Here is a 17,773-nt window from a genome sequence, read left to right as displayed (position 1 = left end):
CTCAGGCTTCGGCGTTGGCTTTGATCAGGCGGTCGTACGCATCCTGATCCAGCAGTTTAGCGACTGCCTCGGCATCGGCCGGTTTAAAACGGAAGAACCAACCTTCGCCCATCGGATCTTCGTTGACCAGTTCCGGGCTGCCATCGAGTTTGTCGTTCACTTCCAGCACTTCACCGTCCAACGGCATGTACACGCCGCTGGCGGCCTTGACCGACTCCACGGTGGAGGCTTCAGCGCCCTTGGCGTAGGCCTGCAACTCCGGCAGTTGCACGAAAACCACATCACCCAGCGCGTTCTGCGCGAAAGCGGTGATACCCACGGTGACGCTGCCATCGGCTTCGGCGCGCAGCCATTCGTGATCTTCAGTGAAACGCAACTCGCTCATGGAAACTCCTCAGGGCCAGATTCGTCTGGTGGACGGGATTGGAATAATGGGGAGTTGCTTAGCAATATTGCGGCCAATGTTATTAAGTCCTTGAAAAACAGGCACTTAGTGAAATTGGTTCTGAGCTTATGCGCTGAGGCTGTAGCGATTTCGCTACAGTCAGGCGCGTGAAAAAAAGCCTTTGCGGATCAAAGCCTTGCATGGCGCCTAAAAAACGGGGTTGTATCGATATCGTTCCACTGTAGCGCTTTCAGTACACTGGATGTCGTTCCTGGACCAAAACCTAAGGTGGAGGAACCTTGTAGGAGCGAGCTTGCTCGCGAAAAACGTCCAGGCAACGCGTTCATTCTGAATAGACGCGGTGGCCATGCATTCCTCGCGAGCAAGCTCGCTCCTACAGGGGATCAGGGTGAGCCCCTTCCCACATTGGTTTGCATGCCACCCCTCGAGTCAGGGCTTGTTGGGGATGCCGTACTTGCGCAATCGGTGTGCGATAGCCGTGTGCGAGGTTTGCAAACGGTTGGCCAGTTGGCGCGTCGAGGGATAACTGGTGTAGAGCGTTTCCAGCAAGCCGCGCTCGAAGTCTTCCACCGCCTGTTCCAGGCTGTCGACTTCGCCATCGCTCTGGCGGGCGACGGAGGTGCCGGCAATGTCCAGGTCGCCGATATCCACCAGGCTGCTTTCGCAGATGGCGGCGGCGCGGAAGATCACGTTCTGCAATTGGCGCACGTTGCCTGGCCAGCGGTTGCCCAACAGGGCCGGGTAGGTACCCGGCGCCAGGCGGCACACCGGGCGCTGGATCTGTGCGCACGCTTGCTGCATGAAATAGCGGGCCAGCAGCAGGATGTCCTGGCCGCGCTCGCGCAACGGCGGCACCTCAACGTTGAGTACGTTGAGGCGGTAGAACAGGTCTTCGCGAAAGGTGCCTTCGCTGACCATCTTTTCCAGGTCGCGGTGGGTGGCGCTGAGGATGCGCACATTGACCTTCACTTCGCGGTCGCCGCCCACCCGGCGAAAGCTGCCGTCATTCAAAAAGCGCAGCAACTTGGCCTGCAGGTACGGCGACATTTCGCCGATCTCGTCGAGAAATACTGTGCCTTGGTTGGCCAGCTCCATCAGCCCCGGCTTGCCACCCCGTTGTGCGCCGGTAAAGGCCCCGGGGGCGTAGCCGAACAATTCACTTTCGGCGAGATTTTCCGGCAGCGCGGCACAGTTCAAGGCCAGAAAGGGTGCACTGTGACGCGCGCTGATCGCATGACAGGCGCGTGCCACCAACTCTTTGCCGGTGCCAGTTTCACCCTGGATCAACAGCGGCGCATCCAGGGTGGCCACCCGTTGCGCGCGTGCCTTGAGGGTGCGGATCGCCGGTGATTCGCCCAACAGCGCATCAAAACCTTCGGCATGGTCGTGGTGCAGCGCCGAGAGTTGTTCACCGATGCGGTTCGGCTGGTAAAGCGTGAGCAGGGCGCCGGCATCGGTGATCGGCGTGGCGTCCAGCAACAAGGTCTGGCCGTTCACGCTGATCTCGCGCAATGGCAGGCGAAAGCCGTGCTCCAGCAAGGTGTCGAGCAGCCCTGGATCGTTGAACAGCTCGGCGATGCTTTCCCCGGCCGGTTCGCGCCCGTAAAGCGCGATCAGCGCCGGGTTGGCCAGCAGGATCTTGCCCGCGCTGTCCAAGGCCAGCACCGGGTCGGTCATGGCCGCCAGCAGGGCGTCGAGTTGCAGGTGGCGGCGTTGGCCGGGGAGGATGTCGACCACGGTCACCGCCTGCACGCCCTGCACGCTGAACAACGCATCGCGCAGTTCCTCGAGCACCTCGGCGCTCAAGGTCGGCGCGTCGATATAGACGTTGGGCGGCACCATCTCCACCGCATCCAGGTTGAGATTGCGCCCACCGAGCAAGGCCAGGACTTCCTGGGTGATGCCGACGCGGTCGATGAAGCTGACGTGGATACGCATGGGGCGATTGGCAATTCTGGAGAGCAGAGGCGGCAAGTATGCCTGACAGGTGATGGAGATCAAAAATGTGGGAGGGGGCTTGCTCCCGATAGCGGTGTGTCAGCCAAAGATTTATCAGCTGATCCACCGCCATCGGGAGCAAGCCCCCTCCCACATTTGAAAAGTGTTGTGTCAGTGCACCCTGACTATGCCAAGTGTTCAGGCTTGATCGGGTCGCCCGATTTCACATCCAGCTGATGCCGCACATCTTCGAACATCAAGTCGTACTGCTTGTGCATCGAGCCATTCAACACGGCCGTTTTCGGCATGCCGTATTTCTGCGCGATATTCATCGCATGCCGCGCAAAGTCGAAGGCCTGGTCCTTGGGCAGGAAAAACTCCTCCTTGAGGTCCTTGCCCTGCACCGAACCGTGCAGTTTGAACAACATGCCCTTGCCTTCCTTGGGGTCCTGGCTGACTTCATAGTCGATGCACAGGTTGTAGCTGTAGTCGTCTTTGTTCAGCGCGTGACGTTCGACGTGCAAGTGTCCCGGTTCAAAGGTAGCCATAGGCAAATCTCCTCTACTTCACAGATAGCTGATGCCAGGGGTTGCCGTGCTGATGCGGGTGCCGGCGCTGCCCTGGACGATGGCTTCGATGTCCGAGAGTGAACCGATCACCGCGGTTTTGCCAGTCTGGCGGGCGAACTCGCAGGCCGCTTGCACCTTGGGGCCCATGGAACCGGCGGCGAAGCCGAGTTGTTCCATGGCGTCGGGGTGAGCCTGGCCGATGGCCTTCTGGGTGGGCTTGCCGAAGTCAATGAACGCCGCGTTGACGTCGGTGGCGATCACCAGCAAATCGGCGTCCAGTTGCGCGGCCAGCAGCGATGAGCAGAGGTCTTTGTCGATCACCGCTTCAATGCCTTTGAGCTTGCCGTCTTCGCCATACATCGTAGGGATACCGCCGCCGCCAGCGCAGATCACAATGGCTTTCTTCTCCAGCAGCCATTTGATCGGGCGGATTTCGAAGATGCGTTTCGGGCGCGGGCTGGCAACCACGCGACGGTATTTGTCGCCGTCGGGAGCGATGGCCCAGCCTTTTTCGGCGGCAAGCTTTTCCGCTTCGGCCTTGGCGTACACCGGGCCGATTGGCTTGGTCGGGTTCTGGAATGCGGGGTCGTTGGCGTCGACTTCCACTTGTGTGAGCAGGGTGGCGAAGGGCACTTCGAAGTCCAGCAGATTGCCCAGTTCCTGTTCGATGATGTAGCCGATCATGCCTTCGGTCTCGGCCCCGAGTACGTCCAGCGGGTACGGCGAAACGCTGGTATAGGCCGCTGCCTGCAACGACAGCAGGCCGACCTGCGGGCCGTTGCCGTGGGCGATCACCAGCTCGTTGCCGGGGTGGATCTTGGCAATCTGTTCGGTGGCGATACGGATATTGGCGCGTTGGTTGTCTGCGGTCATGGGTTCACCACGGCGCAGGAGGGCGTTGCCGCCCAGGGCTACGACGATGCGCATAGAAAATGTCCTTCTGAAATGATCGTTCCCACGCTCTGCGTGGGAATGCAGCCAGTGGCGCTCTGCGCCACAAAAGCGGACGCAGAGCGTCCAGTGAGGCATTCCCACGCAGAGCGTGGGAACGATCAGTTAGATATCCGCCAACGCCGACACCAGGATCGCCTTGATGGTATGCATGCGGTTCTCCGCCTGCTCGAAGGCAATGTTGGCCGGCGATTCAAAGACTTCCTCGGTGACTTCCACGCCACCGGCCAGGTGCGGATAGCGCGCGGCGATGTCTTTGCCAACCTTGGTTTCGCTGTTGTGGAACGCCGGCAGGCAGTGCATGAACTTCACGCGCGGGTTGCCCGAGGCTTTCATCATCTTGGCGTTGACCTGGTACGGCAGCAGTTGCTCGATACGCTCGTCCCACGCTTCTACCGGTTCGCCCATGGACACCCAGATATCGGTGTGAATGAAATCCACGCCCTTGACCGCCTCGGCCGGGTCTTCGGTGATGGTGATGCGCGCGCCGCTTTCTTGCGCGAACGCCTGGCACTGCTTGATGAAGTCGTCATGGGGCCACAGGGCTTTCGGCGCGCCGATGCGTACGTCCATGCCGAGCTTGGCGCCGATCATCAGCAGCGAGTTGCCCATGTTGTAGCGCGCATCGCCCAGGTAGGCGTAGCTGATGTCATGCAGCGGCTTGTCGCTGTGTTCGCGCATGGTCAGGGTGTCGGCGATCATTTGCGTCGGGTGGAATTCGGCGGTGAGGCCGTTGAACACCGGCACGCCGGCGAACTTGGCCAGCTCTTCGACGATTTCCTGCTCAAAGCCCCGGTATTCGATGGCGTCGAACATGCGCCCAAGTACGCGGGCGGTGTCTTTCATGCTTTCCTTGTGGCCGATCTGCGACGACACCGGGTCGATGTAGGTGACGTGCGCGCCCTGGTCGTGGGCCGCTACTTCGAACGCGCAGCGGGTGCGGGTCGAGGTCTTTTCGAAGATCAGCGCGATGTTCTTGCCTTTGAGGTGCGGACGCTCGGTGCCGGTGTATTTGGCGCGCTTGAGGTCGCGGGAAAGGTCCAGCAGGTAATGCAGTTCGCGGGTGGTGTGGTGCATCAGCGACAGCAGGCTGCGGTTGCGCATATTGAAAGCCATGATGGAATCTCCTTAATAGTCGATAGGGTCGCGGATGATCGGGCAGGTCATGCAGTGGCCGCCGCCACGGCCCCGACCGAGTTCACCGGCGCTGATGGTGATGACTTCCACCCCGGCCTTGCGCAGCAGGGTGTTGGTGTAGGTGTTGCGGTCGTAGCCGATCACCACGCCCGGTTCCACGGCCACCACGTTGTTGCCGTCATCCCATTGCTCGCGCTCGGCGGCGAAGCTGTTGCCGCCGGTCTCGACCACGCGCAGCGCCTTGAGGTTGAGCGCTGCGGCGACGGTGTCGAGGAAGTTGGTGGTTTCCCGTTGAATATCGATACCGTGGGGTTTGCTGTCGTCCGGGCGCAGGGTGAAGGGCACGATCTGGTTGACCACTTCGGGAAACACGGTGACCAGGTCGCGGTCGCAGAAACTGAACACCGTGTCCAGGTGCATCGCCGCGCGGGACTTGGGCAGGCCGGCCACGATCACGCGTTCCACGGCGTTGTTCTTGAACAGGTTGCGCGCCAGTTGGCCGATGGCCTGGTGCGACGAGCGCTCGCCCATGCCGATCAGGACCACGCCGTTGCCGATCGGCATCACGTCGCCGCCTTCCAGTGTGGCGGCACCATGGTCCTGGTCGGGGTCGCCGTACCAGATCTGGAATTCAGCGTTGGTGAATTCGGGGTGGAATTTGTAGATGGCGCTGGTCAGTAGGGTTTCCTGGCGTCGCGCCGGCCAGTACATCGGGTTGAGCGTCACGCCGCCGTAGATCCAGCAGGTGGTGTCGCGGGTGAACTGGGTATTGGGCAACGGCGGCAGGATGAAACTGGCGTGGCCGAGGAAGTCGCGGAACATCTCGATGGTCCGGCCGCCGAAGCTGCTCGGCAAGTCATCGGCCGAGACGCCGCCGATCAGGAACTCGGTGATCTTGCGCGGCTCCAGGCTGCGCAGCCAGGAACCGACTTCGTCGACCAGGCCCAGGCCGACGGTGTTGGCGGTGATCTTGCGCTGCAGAATCCAGTCCAGGGCTTCGGGGATGGCGACGATGTCGGTCAGCAGGTTGTGCATTTCCAGCACATCAATGTCCCGCTCGCGCATCTTGGTCACGAAGTCGAAATGGTCGCGCTTGGCCTGGGCGACCCACAGCACGTCATCGAACAGCAGTTCGTCGCAGTTGTTGGGGGTCAGCCGCTGGTGGGCCAAGCCTGGGGAGCACACCATGACTTTGCGCAGTTTGCCGGCTTCGGAATGAACGCCGTACTTCACTTTTTCCGTGGTCATTTCAGATCCTCCAGTGGACATGCAATTACAGCGTCAGGAAGCCGTCGTAGAGGCCATAGGCAGCCACCAGGGCGCCAACGATCACTGCGGCGAAAATCAGCTTCTCGACGTTGGTGAATATCGGTTTGCCCAGTTCACGCTTGGCCTTGGCGAACAGGATCGCGCCGGGGGCGTAGAGCAGGGCGGACAGCAGCAGGTATTTGGTGCCGCCGGCGTAGAGCAGCCAGATCGCGTAGATCAGGGCGACGGCGCCGATGAACAGGTCTTTCTTGCGTTCTTTGAGGGCGTTTTCGTAAGTCTCGCCGCGCACCGCCAGCAACAGCGCATACGCCGCCGACCACAGGTACGGCACCAGGATCATCGAGGTGGCAAGATAGATCAGCGACAGGTAAGTGCTGGCGGAAAACAGCGTGATCACCAGGAACACTTGCACCATCGCGTTGGTCAGCCACAGGGCATTGACCGGCACGTGGTTGGCGTTTTCCTTGCGCAGGAAAGCTGGCATGGTGTGGTCCTTGGCGGCGGCGAACATGATCTCCGCGCACAGCAACACCCACGACAGCAGTGCCCCCAGCAGCGAAATGATCAAGCCGACACTGATCAACACCGCGCCCCAGTGGCCCACCACATGCTCCAGCACGGCGGCCATCGATGGGTTCTGCAGCTTAGCCAGTTCCGGCTGGGTCATGATCCCCAGGGACAGCACGTTCACCAGCATCAAAAACAGCAGCACGGTAATAAAGCCAATCACCGTGGCCTTGCCCACATCGGAGCGTTTCTCCGCCCGGGACGAGAAGATGCTCGCGCCTTCGATACCGATGAACACCCACACGGTGACCAGCATCATGTTGCGCACCTGGTTCATCACGCTGCCCAGGTCCGGATTTTTCACGCCCCAGATGTCAGCGGTGAAGATGTCCAGCTTGAACGCGAACAGCGCGATCAATACGAACAGCACCAGTGGCACCACTTTGGCGACGGTGGTCACCAGGTTGATGAACGCCGCTTCCTTGATCCCGCGCAGCACCAGAAAATGCACGGCCCACAGCAACAGCGAGGCGCCAATCACGGCGGCCGGGGTGTTGCCCTCGCCGAAGATCGGGAAAAAATAGCCGAGGGTGCTGAACAGCAGCACGAAGTAACCGACGTTGCCCAGCCAGGCACTGATCCAGTAACCCCAGGCCGAGGAGAAACCCATGTAGTCGCCGAAACCGGCCTTGGCGTAGGCGTAGACACCGCCGTCGAGGTCCGGCTTGCGGTTAGCGAGAGTCTGGAACACGAATGCGAGGGTCAGCATGCCGACGGCGGTAATTACCCAGCCAATCAACACCGCGCCCACATCGGCACTGGCGGCCATGTTTTGCGGCAGTGAGAAGATCCCGCCGCCAATCATCGAGCCCACGACCAGCGCCACCAACGCGCCAAGCCTAAGTTTTCCGGGTGAATCAGACATTGTGTGACTCCAATGCAGGAGAGAGAGATCACAGAATAATTCCGTGGGCTAATCAAACAGCTGACTTAGATCACATCATCGGCACATTCCATTGTGAATTAATGACTTAAGATGAAGGTTCGCGGGCGATGAGAATCCCGAAGAGGCGCTTTGCAGAGCGCTTCCTCCTTCCTGGTTAATCATTTGGTGGTCATGGATGTATGACGCTAGTTCGTATTCGCCAATGTGCAAACTTTTTGAATAAGGTCTGACGACTGGTTTATGCCGCACTTATTTAAATTATAAATACGCCTAAAGTTCCTGTTATTACATGCCCTTATGTTATGAAGGCTATGTTCATTAAACTGAATTAGTTGAGTGCGCAGCTGTCAGCTGAAAAATTTAAATCAAGGAATCGTCATGTCCCACCCTGCACAGAAACTTCGGCTCAGTGCCCTGATCGCCCTGGTGGTGGGGTCGATGATTGGCGGTGGCATCTTCTCACTGCCGCAGAACATGGCTGCACGCGCTGGCGCGGGCGCGGTGTTGATCGGCTGGGGAATCACGGCGGTGGGCATGCTGACCCTGGCCTTCGTGTTCCAGACCCTGGCCAACCGCAAGCCGGAACTGGACTCTGGCGTGTATGCCTACGCCAAGGCCGGGTTTGGCGACTACATGGGGTTCTCCTCGGCCTGGGGTTACTGGATCAGTGCGTGGATGGGCAATGTGGGTTACTTCGTGCTGCTGTTCAGCACCCTCGGTTACTTTTTTCCGGCGTTTGGCGAGGGCAACACGCCGCTGGCCATCGGCTGTGCGTCGCTGTTGCTGTGGGCTGTGCATTTTCTAGTGATGCGCGGGATCAAGGAAGCGGCGTTCATCAACCTGGTGACCACCGTGGCGAAGATCGTGCCGCTGCTGATGTTTATCGTGATTGCCGCCGTGGCGTTCAAGGCGGATATCTTCAGCCGCGATATCTGGGGCCTGGGCAACCCGCAAATGGGCAGTGTGACGGACCAGGTGCGCCACATGATGCTGGTCACGGTGTTTGTGTTTATCGGCATCGAAGGTGCCAGCGTTTACTCGGCGCGGGCCGAGAAGCGCGCGGACGTGGGCCGGGCCACCGTGATCGGTTTTCTCGGCGTGCTCGCGCTGCTGGTGCTGGTGAATGTGCTGTCCCTGGGGATCATGAGCCAGCCGGAACTGGCGCAATTGCAAAACCCGTCCCTGGCCGGGGTGCTGGAGCATATCGTCGGGCGCTGGGGCGCGATATTGATCAGCCTCGGCCTGGCGGTGTCGCTGCTGGGCGCGCTGTTGTCCTGGGCGCTGCTGTGTGCGGAAATCCTCTACGCCACCGCCCAGGACAAGACCATGCCGGCATTCCTGAAGAAGGAAAACGCCAACCAGGTGCCGGTCAACGCCCTGTGGCTGACCAACCTGATGATCCAGGCGTTCCTGGTGATCACGCTGTTTTCCGCCAGCACCTACACCACCCTGATTTACCTGGCTTCGTCGATGATTCTGGTGCCCTACCTGTGGTCGGCGGCCTATGCGGTGCTGTTGAGCGGGCGCGGCGAAACCTACGAAGGCGCCCAGCGTCGGCGAATGAAGGACTTGCTGGTGGGCCTGATTGCCCTGGTTTACGCCGTATGGCTGCTGTATGCGGGCGGCCTGAAATACCTGCTGCTGTCGGCGCTGCTGTATGCGCCCGGGGTGATCCTGTTCGCCCAGGCCAAGCGAGAGCAGGGCCAGCGGTTGTTCACCGTTGTGGAAAAAGGCATTTTCGGGTGCGTGGTTGCAGGGGCCGGCTTGGCGGCTCATGGGCTGTATAGCGGGGTGTTGTCGTTGTGAGGACAGGCTGTGCGGGCCTCATCGGGGGCTTGCCCTAATGCCAGTCAGTTAAGGCTTTTTGTAGGAACGAGGCGGGCGGCTAGCCCTTGCTCGCGAAAAACTCACAGGCACCGCGTTCATTCAGAAAGCACGCGTTATCGTTGACGCTTTTCGCGAGCAAGCTCGCTCCTACAGACGGCGGTGTACGCTTAACTGACTGGCATTAGGGCTTGCCTCCGATGGCGCTCTTCCCGTCACCACTGAGGCCGGTGCGCCCCCAGTTCGCCAGCGGGCAAATCCCACTGCAGCGGTGCGCCGCTGATACTCAGCGGCGCCAGCAACCGGTGGGCCTGGCCCCAGGCAGTCTGCTCAACCACCAGGCCTTGATCGCGCGTATCTTCGGCCCGCAGCGGCGGTTGCTCCGGCACTTGCCCTGCATCCACCAGCAGTTTCGCCGTGCGTGCCAATGACAAGCGCGCCGACCCACCCCGGCCGCAGGCCAGGCGCTCGGTCAAGGCCCGGATCGCACTGGCGGCCATCAGGTACCCGGTGGCGTGATCCAGCGCCTGCACGGGCAACGGCAGCGGTTTATCCGCGTGCTTCCAGGCCATGCCCGCATCGGCAATGCCGCTGCTCATCTGCACCAGGCTGTCGAAGCCGCGACGGTTACGCCACGGGCCACTCCAGCCATAGGCGTTGAGGCTGACGTCGATAAGGCCCGGCGCGATGCGTTGCAGTGCGTCGACCGAATAGCCCAACTGCTCTAACGCATCGGCGCGGTAACCGTGGAACAACATATCGGCGTCCTTGAGCAACGCTTCGAATACCTGCCTGCCTTCGGGGCTTTTCAGATCCAGCCGCGCGCAGCGCTTGCCCAGGGTCATTTCCGGCACCACGCCGGGCTCGTCCCAGGTCGGCGAGTCGATGCGCAATACATCCGCACCCAAACCCGCGAGAAAACGACTGGCAACGGGGCCGGCCAATACGCGGGTCAAGTCCAGTACCTTGATGCCGGCCAGTGGGCGCGCAGGCGAACCGAGCCAGGGTTTGTCGGTGCCGCTTTCGAAGACCTGGCGCTGTATCAGCTCTTCGGTATTCACGGCCAAGCCCTGTGGATGCTGCTGCCAGGCGTGCCACGAACGCATCTGCGCCGCGCAACCGCCCGCGTCGACAATCGCCTGTTCCAGTTCAGCCGCGTTCCATTTGGCAACGTGACGCGCCATTTGCGTACGCTCAGTGACCCTGCCCAACACCCGTTCGGCCGCCGCGCGGTGATGAGGCGCATTGGTGTGCAAGCGAATCCAGCCGTCGGCGCTGGCGTAGTCACCGGCTATCGGGTCCCACAGCGGGGGCACCTGCCAACCCAGCGGGCGAATCGATGAGGCAAACCAGAATGAGGCGAGGCGACGGTCCACGCTGACGCTTGGCAAGCGCGCGGTCTGTTGCCGGATAAGCTCGGCGACGGCCTGGCCGGCGGCGCCGATGCTGGCGGCGGCCAGGTCAGTCACGGCGAAGGCCGAGGGCAGGGCGCCGGGCTCGTTCAGAGGCAGCGGGGTGTGCGGTAGATCGAGTGCCGCTTGGATGGGTGTCAGCAGGTCAGTCATCTAAGGCCCTCCGTGAGAGAAGGGCCACTATAGAAGATCGTCAGGCCGGTGTGACAACCCCCGGCACCAACGGCAGTTCGATACTGGCGACAAAGCCGCCGTCGGCATGATTGGCCAGGATCAGGTTGCCGCCATGGCGTTCGGCGGCGCGACGGGCGATCGCCAGGCCCAGGCCGTGACCTTGCGCTGTCTGGCCCGGGGCGCGGTAGAACGGCTCGCCCAGTTGGCTCAGGTGCTCGGCCTCAACGCCGGGCCCATGGTCGCGCACGCTGATCAAAATGCGCTCGCCGCGCTGCTGTGCCTGCAGCTCGATGGGCTGGCCGGCCGGGTTGAAACGCTGGGCATTGCGCAGCAGGTTATCCACGGCGCGTTCGATCATGGTCGGCCAGCCTTTGAGGTGCAGGTCGGGTTCAGTGCTCAGTTGCACGGCTTGCTCGGGCGCGCTGAGCTGGGCGTCCTTTTGCAGCGTCTGGAGCAACAGGTTGAGGTCGACCTCTTCGGCGCTGGCGTTGTCGGCATCCACCCGGGCCAGTACCAGGATCTCACTGATCAGGGCTTCCAGGCGGTCGCATTCGCGGGTCAGGCGCGGCCACAGTTTTTCCCGTTCTTCGGGGCTGGCGCGCTCGGCCAGGGCCAGGGCGATACGCAAGCGGGCCAGGGGCGAACGCAGTTCGTGGGAAACGTCGCGCAGCAGTTGGCGCTGGCTGGCGATCAGGCTTTGCAGGCGTGCGCCCATGCGGTTGAAATCGGTGGCCAGCACGCCGAATTCATCGCGGCGGTTGGCCAATTGCGCCAGGCTGTTCTGCTGGTACGTGGCTTGGCCCAGGTCATGCACCGCGCCGCGCAGTCGGCTCAGCGGACGGGTGATGGACAATGTCACCAACAGGCTGAACAGGGTCAGCACCACCAGGGCAATGGCCAGGGCGCTGAACGGCCACAGCAGGCTGCTGCGGTGCCAGGCATCGAGTTCCGGGTGCGGAATGCGGTAAATCAGCAGGTAAGTGTCGCCGGTTTTTTCGCTGGTGTACTCGGCGGTCAGGCGCCGCCAGGGCAGGTGGCCGTCCTGGCTGTCATTCTGCCGGGCTTCGAAGGCCGCGGCGCGGCGCGGGAAGGTGCCGCGTACCACCGGCTCGCCGCCTTCGTTCAGCACTTGCACGTCAATGTGATACTGGCGTTTGCGTTGCTGCAGCAACTCCTGGGCAGCGTCTTCGCCTTGGGCTTCGTAGAGTTGCGTCCACTCTTGCGCCAGGTTGTTGAGGCCGGGGTGACGGCTGAGAATCCAGGCGTCCTGGTTCAGCATATGCCCAAGCAGGATCGACAATCCGGCAACCAGGGCGATGGCCAGCCAGAAACTTGCCAGGATGCGCCAGAACAATGAACGCACGGGAAACCCTCAAATAGGAAAAGCCCAGTGGCGGGGCCACTGGGCTGGGAGCATTAACGCGAGGGCATTATTGCGCTTTTTGCGGTTGTTGCGCTTTCCAGGCCTGGAATTCTTTCCATTCGGCACGACGCTGCTCTTGCTGCTTGACGATCTCGTCGAACTTCTTCTGCTGGTCGGGTTTGAGCACGGCGCGGATGTCGGCCTGGGTTTTCTGCTTGCCGGCGGCGATCTCGTCCTGCATGGCTTTCTGGTCAGCGGCGGGCAGTTTGGCCAGGTACTTTTGGGTCAGGTCTTTGCGAGCGTGCCATTGGTCACCCATCAGCTTGCGAATCTGCTCGCGTTGTTCCTTGCTCAAATCCAACTGGCTGAACGGGCCACCTTTACCACGCGGGCCGTGTTCACCGTGGCCTGGGCCACCCATCATGTGGCCTTCCGGGCCGCCCATCGGGCCTGGACCTTCCGGCATGGCGGCCATGGCGACGGTAGGCAGTGCAGCGGCGAACATCAAAGCGATAAGGGTCTTGCGCATGGGGATTCTCCTGTCTCTATTCCGGTGAGTCCGGATGTGAGTAGATTACCCAGGACAAGGTCAGCGGCCGTCAGCGGAGGGTAAAGGTTTGGTAAGGGTGAGGCGGCGGCCCCGATCGTTCCCACGCTCTGCGTGGGAATGCATCCCGTGATGCTCCGCGTCACCCAAGCGCAAGGCGGACGCAGAGCGTCCGGGCGGCGTTCCCACGCGGAGCATGGGAACGATTATTCAAGGGGCGTAGTAGTAACCACGGCTGCGCAGCGCCACGATCCGCGGACGGCCGTCCGGGTGTGGGCCGATTTTCTTTCGCAGGTTGCTGACGTGCATGTCCAGGCTGCGATCGTACAGGGTCAACTTGCGGCCCAGGGCGATTTGCGCCAGTTCCTGTTTATCCAGCGGTTCGCCGGGCTGGCGCAGCAAGGCTTCGAGCAGGCGGCTTTCGGAGACGGTCAGGGTAAATTCCTGTGCGTCGATGCTGACCACGCCGCGCACCGGGCTGAAGCACAAGTCCCCCAGTTCCAGTTGGGTCGACACGGCTGCCGGATGACTGCGGCGCAGCACGGCACGCAAGCGAGCGGTGAGTTCGCGCGGATCGCAAGGCTTGGCCAGGTAATCGTCGGCGCCCAGTTCCAGGCCGAGGATGCGGTCCAGGGGTTCGCCCCGGGCCGAGAGCATCAGCACCGGCAATTCCGGGTGGTCGTTGCGCAGTTGCTTGAGCAACTCCAGGCCGCTGCCGTCGGGCAGCATCACGTCGAGCACCACCGCCGCCGGGGCGGTTTCGGCCAAGGCCTTGCGGGCACTGGAGCCGTCGTGGCAGGCGCGTACCTGGAAACCTTCCTGGCTCAGCCAACTGGTCAGCAGCTCACAGAGCTCCTGGTCATCATCTATCAGTAACAGCTCGCTCATGACTCACTCAATTTAGCCATTGTCGACGACGACGGTGCCCACCGCTGGCAAAGATGCCGCACAGCAAGGCGATCAGGGCGACGCCCGCGCCGGTGACAAACCATTGCTGCTGCTCGGTCAGCCATCGGGTCAAGGCACCGCCTTGTGTCTCTTTGAGTTGCTGGGCCAGGCGTTGGTTCTCCTGGCGCAAACGACTCAGTTGCGCGCTTTCACGGGTAGCCTGCGTGCCTTGCAGTTGCTTGCTCAGCGCTTCGCGTAGCCCTTCGCTTTCTTTCAAGCGTTGCTGCAATTCGGTGATCTGGCTGCCGGCACTCAAGGACAGCGGCGTGGAGCTGCCGCTGCTCGAGGACTCTTCAGCGTGGGCCGTCGCCCCGATCGTTAACACTGCCAACAGACACAACTGACGTAAGCGCATCGGAACTCCTGATTCCACACGGATATTCAGAACGTTGTCGGCAGGTTACCGGGAATGATGAGCCATTGGGATGGCGCCGAAGCGTTTTGGCCCGGCGCCACCGGGCTCAAGGCAGGACTTGCTTGAACGGCTTGATCACGACATCCGCGTAGACGCCCGCCGCCACATAAGGATCAGCCTTGGCCCATGCCTGGGCATCGGCCAGGGAAGCGAACTCGGCAACGATCAGGCTGCCGGTGAAACCCGCTTCGCCCGGCTCGTTGCTGTCGGTGGCCGGGTGCGGGCCGGCCAGTACGATGCGGCCTTCGGTTTGCAGCTGCTTGAGGCGCTCGACGTGGGCCGGGCGCACGCTCAGGCGTTTTTCCAGCGAGTTGGCAACATCGGTGGCAATGATGGCGTAGAGCATGTCAGTCCTCGGTTTTCGGCGTGGTGGCGGCAGAGTCATGCAGGTGACGCGACAGGTAGATACCTTGGCCGACCAGGAACAGCAGGGTCATGGCCAGGCTGCCGAACACCTTGAAGTCGACCCAGTATTCCTGAAAGGTGAAGGCCACGAACAGGTTGGCGGCACCGCAGAAGATGAAAAACACGATCCAGGCCACGTTCAGGCGCACCCAGATCGGGTCCGGCAGGCTCAGCGCGTGGCCCATGATCCGCTTGATCAGCAGGCGATCACCAATGAAGTGGCTGCCGATGAACACCAGGGCGAACAGCCAGTTGACCACCGGGGCTTTCCATTTGAGGAAGGTTTCGCTGTGGAAGGCCAGGGTCAGGCCGCCGAACACCAGGCAGGCGATGAGGGTCAGCCATTGGCTTTTTTCCAGCTTGCGCTGGGAGATGAAGATGGCGCCGTACACCACGATGGAGCTGATGATCAGCACGGCGGTGGCGCTGTAGATGCCGCCGAACGAGAGTTCGTGACCGGCGATGTCGATGACCCTGGGGTCGAGTTTGGTAACGATGAAAAACAGCAACAGCGGGATGAAGTCGATGAATTGTTTCACAGTAAGAGCCAGAAGCTGGATGTGGCGGCATAATAACAAACATCCTTGGTTGCGATAGCGCCAGCTGACTTGAGGTTACACACTCCCGTGAATGTTGATTTGCACTGCCACAGCACGGCCTCCGACGGCGCCCTGGCGCCTGCGGTACTGGTTGCGCGTGCGTTTGAAAAAGGCGTGCGAGTCCTCGCGTTGACCGACCACGACACCCTCGAAGGCCTCGATGAGGCCCGCGCGGCGGCCCAGGCCTTGGGCATGCAGCTGGTCAACGGCGTGGAATTGTCCTGCACCTGGGGCGGCGCCACCATTCATGTGCTCGGCTACGGTTTCGAGCAAGACGCCCCGGCCCTGGTGGCGGCCATCGCCCGATTGCACGATGGCCGCTGGCTGCGGTCCGAAGAAATAAGCCGCAAGCTCAGCCTCAAAGGCATGCCTGGCGCCCTCGACGGCGCTCGGGCTATCCAGCAGGCGTTGGGCGACAGCGGTAATGCACCGGCCCGTCCGCACTTCGCCGACTGGATGGTGCAAGCAGGTTTCGTCAAGGACCGCGCCGAAGCCTTCCGTAAATGGTTGGGCGCGGGCAAGTTGGGCGATGTGAAGCAACATTGGCCGACCCTGGAGGACACCGTCGAGACCCTGCGAGCCGCCGGGGCCTGGGTCAGCCTGGCGCATCCCTGGCATTACGATTTCACCCGCAGCAAGCGCCGCAAGCTGATCAGTGACTATATTGGAGCGGGCGGCCACGCGATTGAAGTGGTCAACGGGCATCAACCCGCCGAGCAGGTCGGCAGCCTGGCGATCCTTGCCCGCGAATTTGGTCTGCTGGTCAGTGCCGGCAGTGATTTTCATGGCCCAGGTGGCTGGTCCGAGATCGGCGAGTATCGCCAGGTTCCGCAAGACCTGCCGCTGTTGTGGGGGCGATTCAAGCATGACCCCATTATTGCCACCGTCTGAACAGGTAGAGCTCGTGAGTCAATTCTTCCAGATTCATCCGGAAAACCCCCAGGCGCGCCTGATCAAACAGGCCGTGGAAATCATTCGCGCCGGCGGCGTGGTGATCTATCCAACTGATTCGTCCTACGCCATCGGTTGCCAGATCGGCGACAAGGGTGCGGTCGAGCGCGTAAGACGTCTGCGCCAACTGGATGACAAGCACAACTTTGCGCTGATCTGCAGCGACTTGTCCCAGCTCGGGCTGTTCGCCAAGGTCGACACCGGCACCTTCCGCTTGCTCAAGGCCCATACGCCAGGGCCGTACACCTTCATTCTCAACGCCACCCGCGAAGTGCCGCGCCTGTTGCTGCACCCGAAAAAACGCACCATCGGCCTGCGCGTGCCGGAGCACCCGATCGCCCTGGCGCTGCTGGCCGAACTGGGCGAGCCGCTGATGAGCGTGTCGCTGATCCTGCCCGGCGAAACCGAGCCGCTGTATGACCCTTACGAAATGCGCCGCCTGTTGGAGAAACATGTCGACTTGATCATCGACGGTGGCTACGGCGGCAACAAAGCCTCCACCGTGATCAACCTGGCCGATGGCGAGCCGCAAGTGGTGCGTGTAGGGTGCGGCGACCCGACGCCGTTCATGGTCGAGGCCTGAATGTCGGTCGTGGAAACCGTCGATTTCCAGGCGGGGGCCCAGCAGGAACTGCCCTTCGCGATGGTCTATGGCCAGGCGGTCCTGGAAATGCCCCTGGACCTGTACATCCCGCCGGACGCCCTGGAAGTCTTCCTTGAAGCCTTCGAAGGCCCGCTGGACCTGCTGCTGTACCTGATCCGCAAACAGAACATCAACATCCTCGATATTCCCGTGGCGGAAATCACCCGGCAGTACATGGGCTATGTCGAATTGATGCAGTCGGTGCGCCTGGAGCTGGCCGCCGAGTATCTGGTGATGGCCGCCATGCTCGCCGAGATCAAGTCGCGCATGCTGCTGCCGCGCGCAGAGACGGTCGAGGCCGAAGAAGATGACCCGCGCGCCGAACTGATCCGGCGCCTGCAGGAATACGAGCGCTTCAAGGCGGCCGCCGAAGGGATCGACGGTTTGAGCCGCGTAGGGCGCGATGTGGTGGTGCCCAAGCTGGATGCCCCGGAAGCCCGCGCGCGCAAACTGTTGCCCGACGTGAGCCTGGAAGAATTGCTGATGTCCATGGCCGAGGTGCTGCGCCGTGGCGATATGTTCGAAAGCCACCAGGTCAGCCGCGAAGCCCTGTCCACCCGCGAGCGCATGAGCGATGTGCTGGAGCGTCTCAAGGGCGGCGGGTTTGTGCCGTTTGTCGAGCTGTTCACCGCAGAGGAAGGGCGCCTGGGCGTGGTGGTGACCTTCATGGCGATCCTGGAGCTGGTCAAGGAGTCCTTGGTCGAGCTGGTCCAGAATGAGCCGTTTGCGGCTATCCATGTGCGGGCGCGAGCCGAATAACGAGCTGAAT

General features: G+C 61.7%; 18 protein-coding genes. 4 read left to right on the top strand and 14 right to left on the bottom strand.

From position 1 onward, the window contains the following. Position 1 precedes the first annotated feature (1 nt). The 7 genes from gcvH to arcD (C4J85_RS21195) all read right to left on the bottom strand — a co-directional run bounded on the left by gcvH (position 2) and on the right by arcD (C4J85_RS21195) (position 7,702). On the bottom strand, positions 2-385 hold the full coding sequence (gene gcvH / locus C4J85_RS21225) for a glycine cleavage system protein GcvH (protein ID WP_057007158.1): 384 nt from the start codon (positions 383-385) through the stop codon (positions 2-4). 450 nt (positions 386-835) lie between these two features. Beyond that, positions 836-2,344, bottom strand: a complete 1,509-nt coding sequence (locus tag C4J85_RS21220) for a sigma-54-dependent transcriptional regulator (protein ID WP_124410644.1) — start codon at positions 2,342-2,344, stop codon at positions 836-838. 185 nt (positions 2,345-2,529) lie between these two features. Continuing rightward, the gene (locus C4J85_RS21215) at positions 2,530-2,892 is read right to left on the bottom strand and encodes a DUF5064 family protein (protein WP_124368149.1); all 363 of its coding nucleotides are present in this window, start codon (positions 2,890-2,892) and stop codon (positions 2,530-2,532) included. Between the two features lie 18 nt (positions 2,893-2,910). Then, the gene (arcC, locus tag C4J85_RS21210) at positions 2,911-3,840 is read right to left on the bottom strand and encodes a carbamate kinase (RefSeq protein ID WP_124371681.1); all 930 of its coding nucleotides are present in this window, start codon (positions 3,838-3,840) and stop codon (positions 2,911-2,913) included. Between the two features lie 129 nt (positions 3,841-3,969). Then, positions 3,970-4,980: an ornithine carbamoyltransferase gene (locus C4J85_RS21205; protein WP_124405122.1), complete on the bottom strand. Its 1,011-nt coding sequence runs from the start codon at positions 4,978-4,980 to the stop codon at positions 3,970-3,972. A 12-nt stretch (positions 4,981-4,992) separates the two neighbouring features. After that, on the bottom strand, positions 4,993-6,249 hold the full coding sequence (arcA, locus tag C4J85_RS21200; protein WP_124410643.1) for an arginine deiminase: 1,257 nt from the start codon (positions 6,247-6,249) through the stop codon (positions 4,993-4,995). Positions 6,250-6,274: 25 nt separating this feature from the next. Further along, positions 6,275-7,702, bottom strand: a complete 1,428-nt coding sequence (gene arcD / locus C4J85_RS21195; protein WP_124408018.1) for an arginine-ornithine antiporter — start codon at positions 7,700-7,702, stop codon at positions 6,275-6,277. Between the two features lie 399 nt (positions 7,703-8,101). Here arcD (C4J85_RS21195) and arcD (C4J85_RS21190) point away from each other — a divergent pair, with 399 nt between their 5' ends. Further along, positions 8,102-9,529, top strand: coding sequence for an arginine-ornithine antiporter (gene arcD / locus C4J85_RS21190; protein ID WP_124410642.1), 1,428 nt, complete (start codon positions 8,102-8,104; stop codon positions 9,527-9,529). A gap of 233 nt (positions 9,530-9,762) precedes the next feature. Here the strand turns inward: arcD (C4J85_RS21190) and C4J85_RS21180 are convergent, their stop codons facing one another. The 7 genes from C4J85_RS21180 to C4J85_RS21150 form a co-directional block, all read right to left on the bottom strand. Then, complete coding sequence (locus C4J85_RS21180; RefSeq protein ID WP_124410641.1) at positions 9,763-11,112, bottom strand: CoA transferase; 1,350 nt, start codon at positions 11,110-11,112, stop codon at positions 9,763-9,765. 40 nt (positions 11,113-11,152) lie between these two features. Next, on the bottom strand, positions 11,153-12,496 hold the full coding sequence (locus tag C4J85_RS21175; protein ID WP_124368141.1) for a HAMP domain-containing sensor histidine kinase: 1,344 nt from the start codon (positions 12,494-12,496) through the stop codon (positions 11,153-11,155). A gap of 67 nt (positions 12,497-12,563) precedes the next feature. Further along, entirely contained in the window at positions 12,564-13,025 is a 462-nt protein-coding gene (locus C4J85_RS21170) for an LTXXQ domain protein (RefSeq protein ID WP_124371674.1), read from the bottom strand. A 228-nt stretch (positions 13,026-13,253) separates the two neighbouring features. Next, positions 13,254-13,931, bottom strand: coding sequence for a response regulator transcription factor (locus tag C4J85_RS21165; RefSeq protein ID WP_124364152.1), 678 nt, complete (start codon positions 13,929-13,931; stop codon positions 13,254-13,256). Positions 13,932-13,938: 7 nt separating this feature from the next. Beyond that, entirely contained in the window at positions 13,939-14,346 is a 408-nt protein-coding gene (locus C4J85_RS21160; RefSeq protein WP_124410640.1) for a translation initiation factor 2, read from the bottom strand. A gap of 106 nt (positions 14,347-14,452) precedes the next feature. Continuing rightward, complete coding sequence (locus C4J85_RS21155; RefSeq protein ID WP_124364150.1) at positions 14,453-14,752, bottom strand: YciI family protein; 300 nt, start codon at positions 14,750-14,752, stop codon at positions 14,453-14,455. Between the two features lies 1 nt (position 14,753). Then, positions 14,754-15,350 carry a septation protein A gene (locus C4J85_RS21150; RefSeq protein WP_124410639.1) on the bottom strand — a complete coding sequence of 199 codons (597 nt, stop codon included), beginning with the start codon at positions 15,348-15,350 and terminating at the stop codon, positions 14,754-14,756. Positions 15,351-15,437: 87 nt separating this feature from the next. Here C4J85_RS21150 and C4J85_RS21145 point away from each other — a divergent pair, with 87 nt between their 5' ends. The 3 genes from C4J85_RS21145 to C4J85_RS21135 all read left to right on the top strand — a co-directional run bounded on the left by C4J85_RS21145 (position 15,438) and on the right by C4J85_RS21135 (position 17,763). After that, positions 15,438-16,301 (top strand): PHP domain-containing protein, encoded by an 864-nt coding sequence (locus C4J85_RS21145; RefSeq protein ID WP_124408015.1) that lies wholly within the window; start codon positions 15,438-15,440, stop codon positions 16,299-16,301. 13 nt (positions 16,302-16,314) lie between these two features. Continuing rightward, complete coding sequence (locus C4J85_RS21140; RefSeq protein WP_124364147.1) at positions 16,315-16,944, top strand: L-threonylcarbamoyladenylate synthase; 630 nt, start codon at positions 16,315-16,317, stop codon at positions 16,942-16,944. A 120-nt stretch (positions 16,945-17,064) separates the two neighbouring features. Further along, entirely contained in the window at positions 17,065-17,763 is a 699-nt protein-coding gene (locus C4J85_RS21135) for a ScpA family protein (protein ID WP_177412781.1), read from the top strand. Positions 17,764-17,773 lie beyond the last annotated feature (10 nt).

It is taken from the genome of Pseudomonas sp. R4-34-07, from assembly GCF_003852375.1.
Classification (GTDB): Bacteria; Pseudomonadota; Gammaproteobacteria; order Pseudomonadales; family Pseudomonadaceae; genus Aquipseudomonas.
The sequence above is the reverse complement of the archived record's forward strand: the minus strand, read 5'-3'. Positions and strand labels throughout refer to the sequence as shown.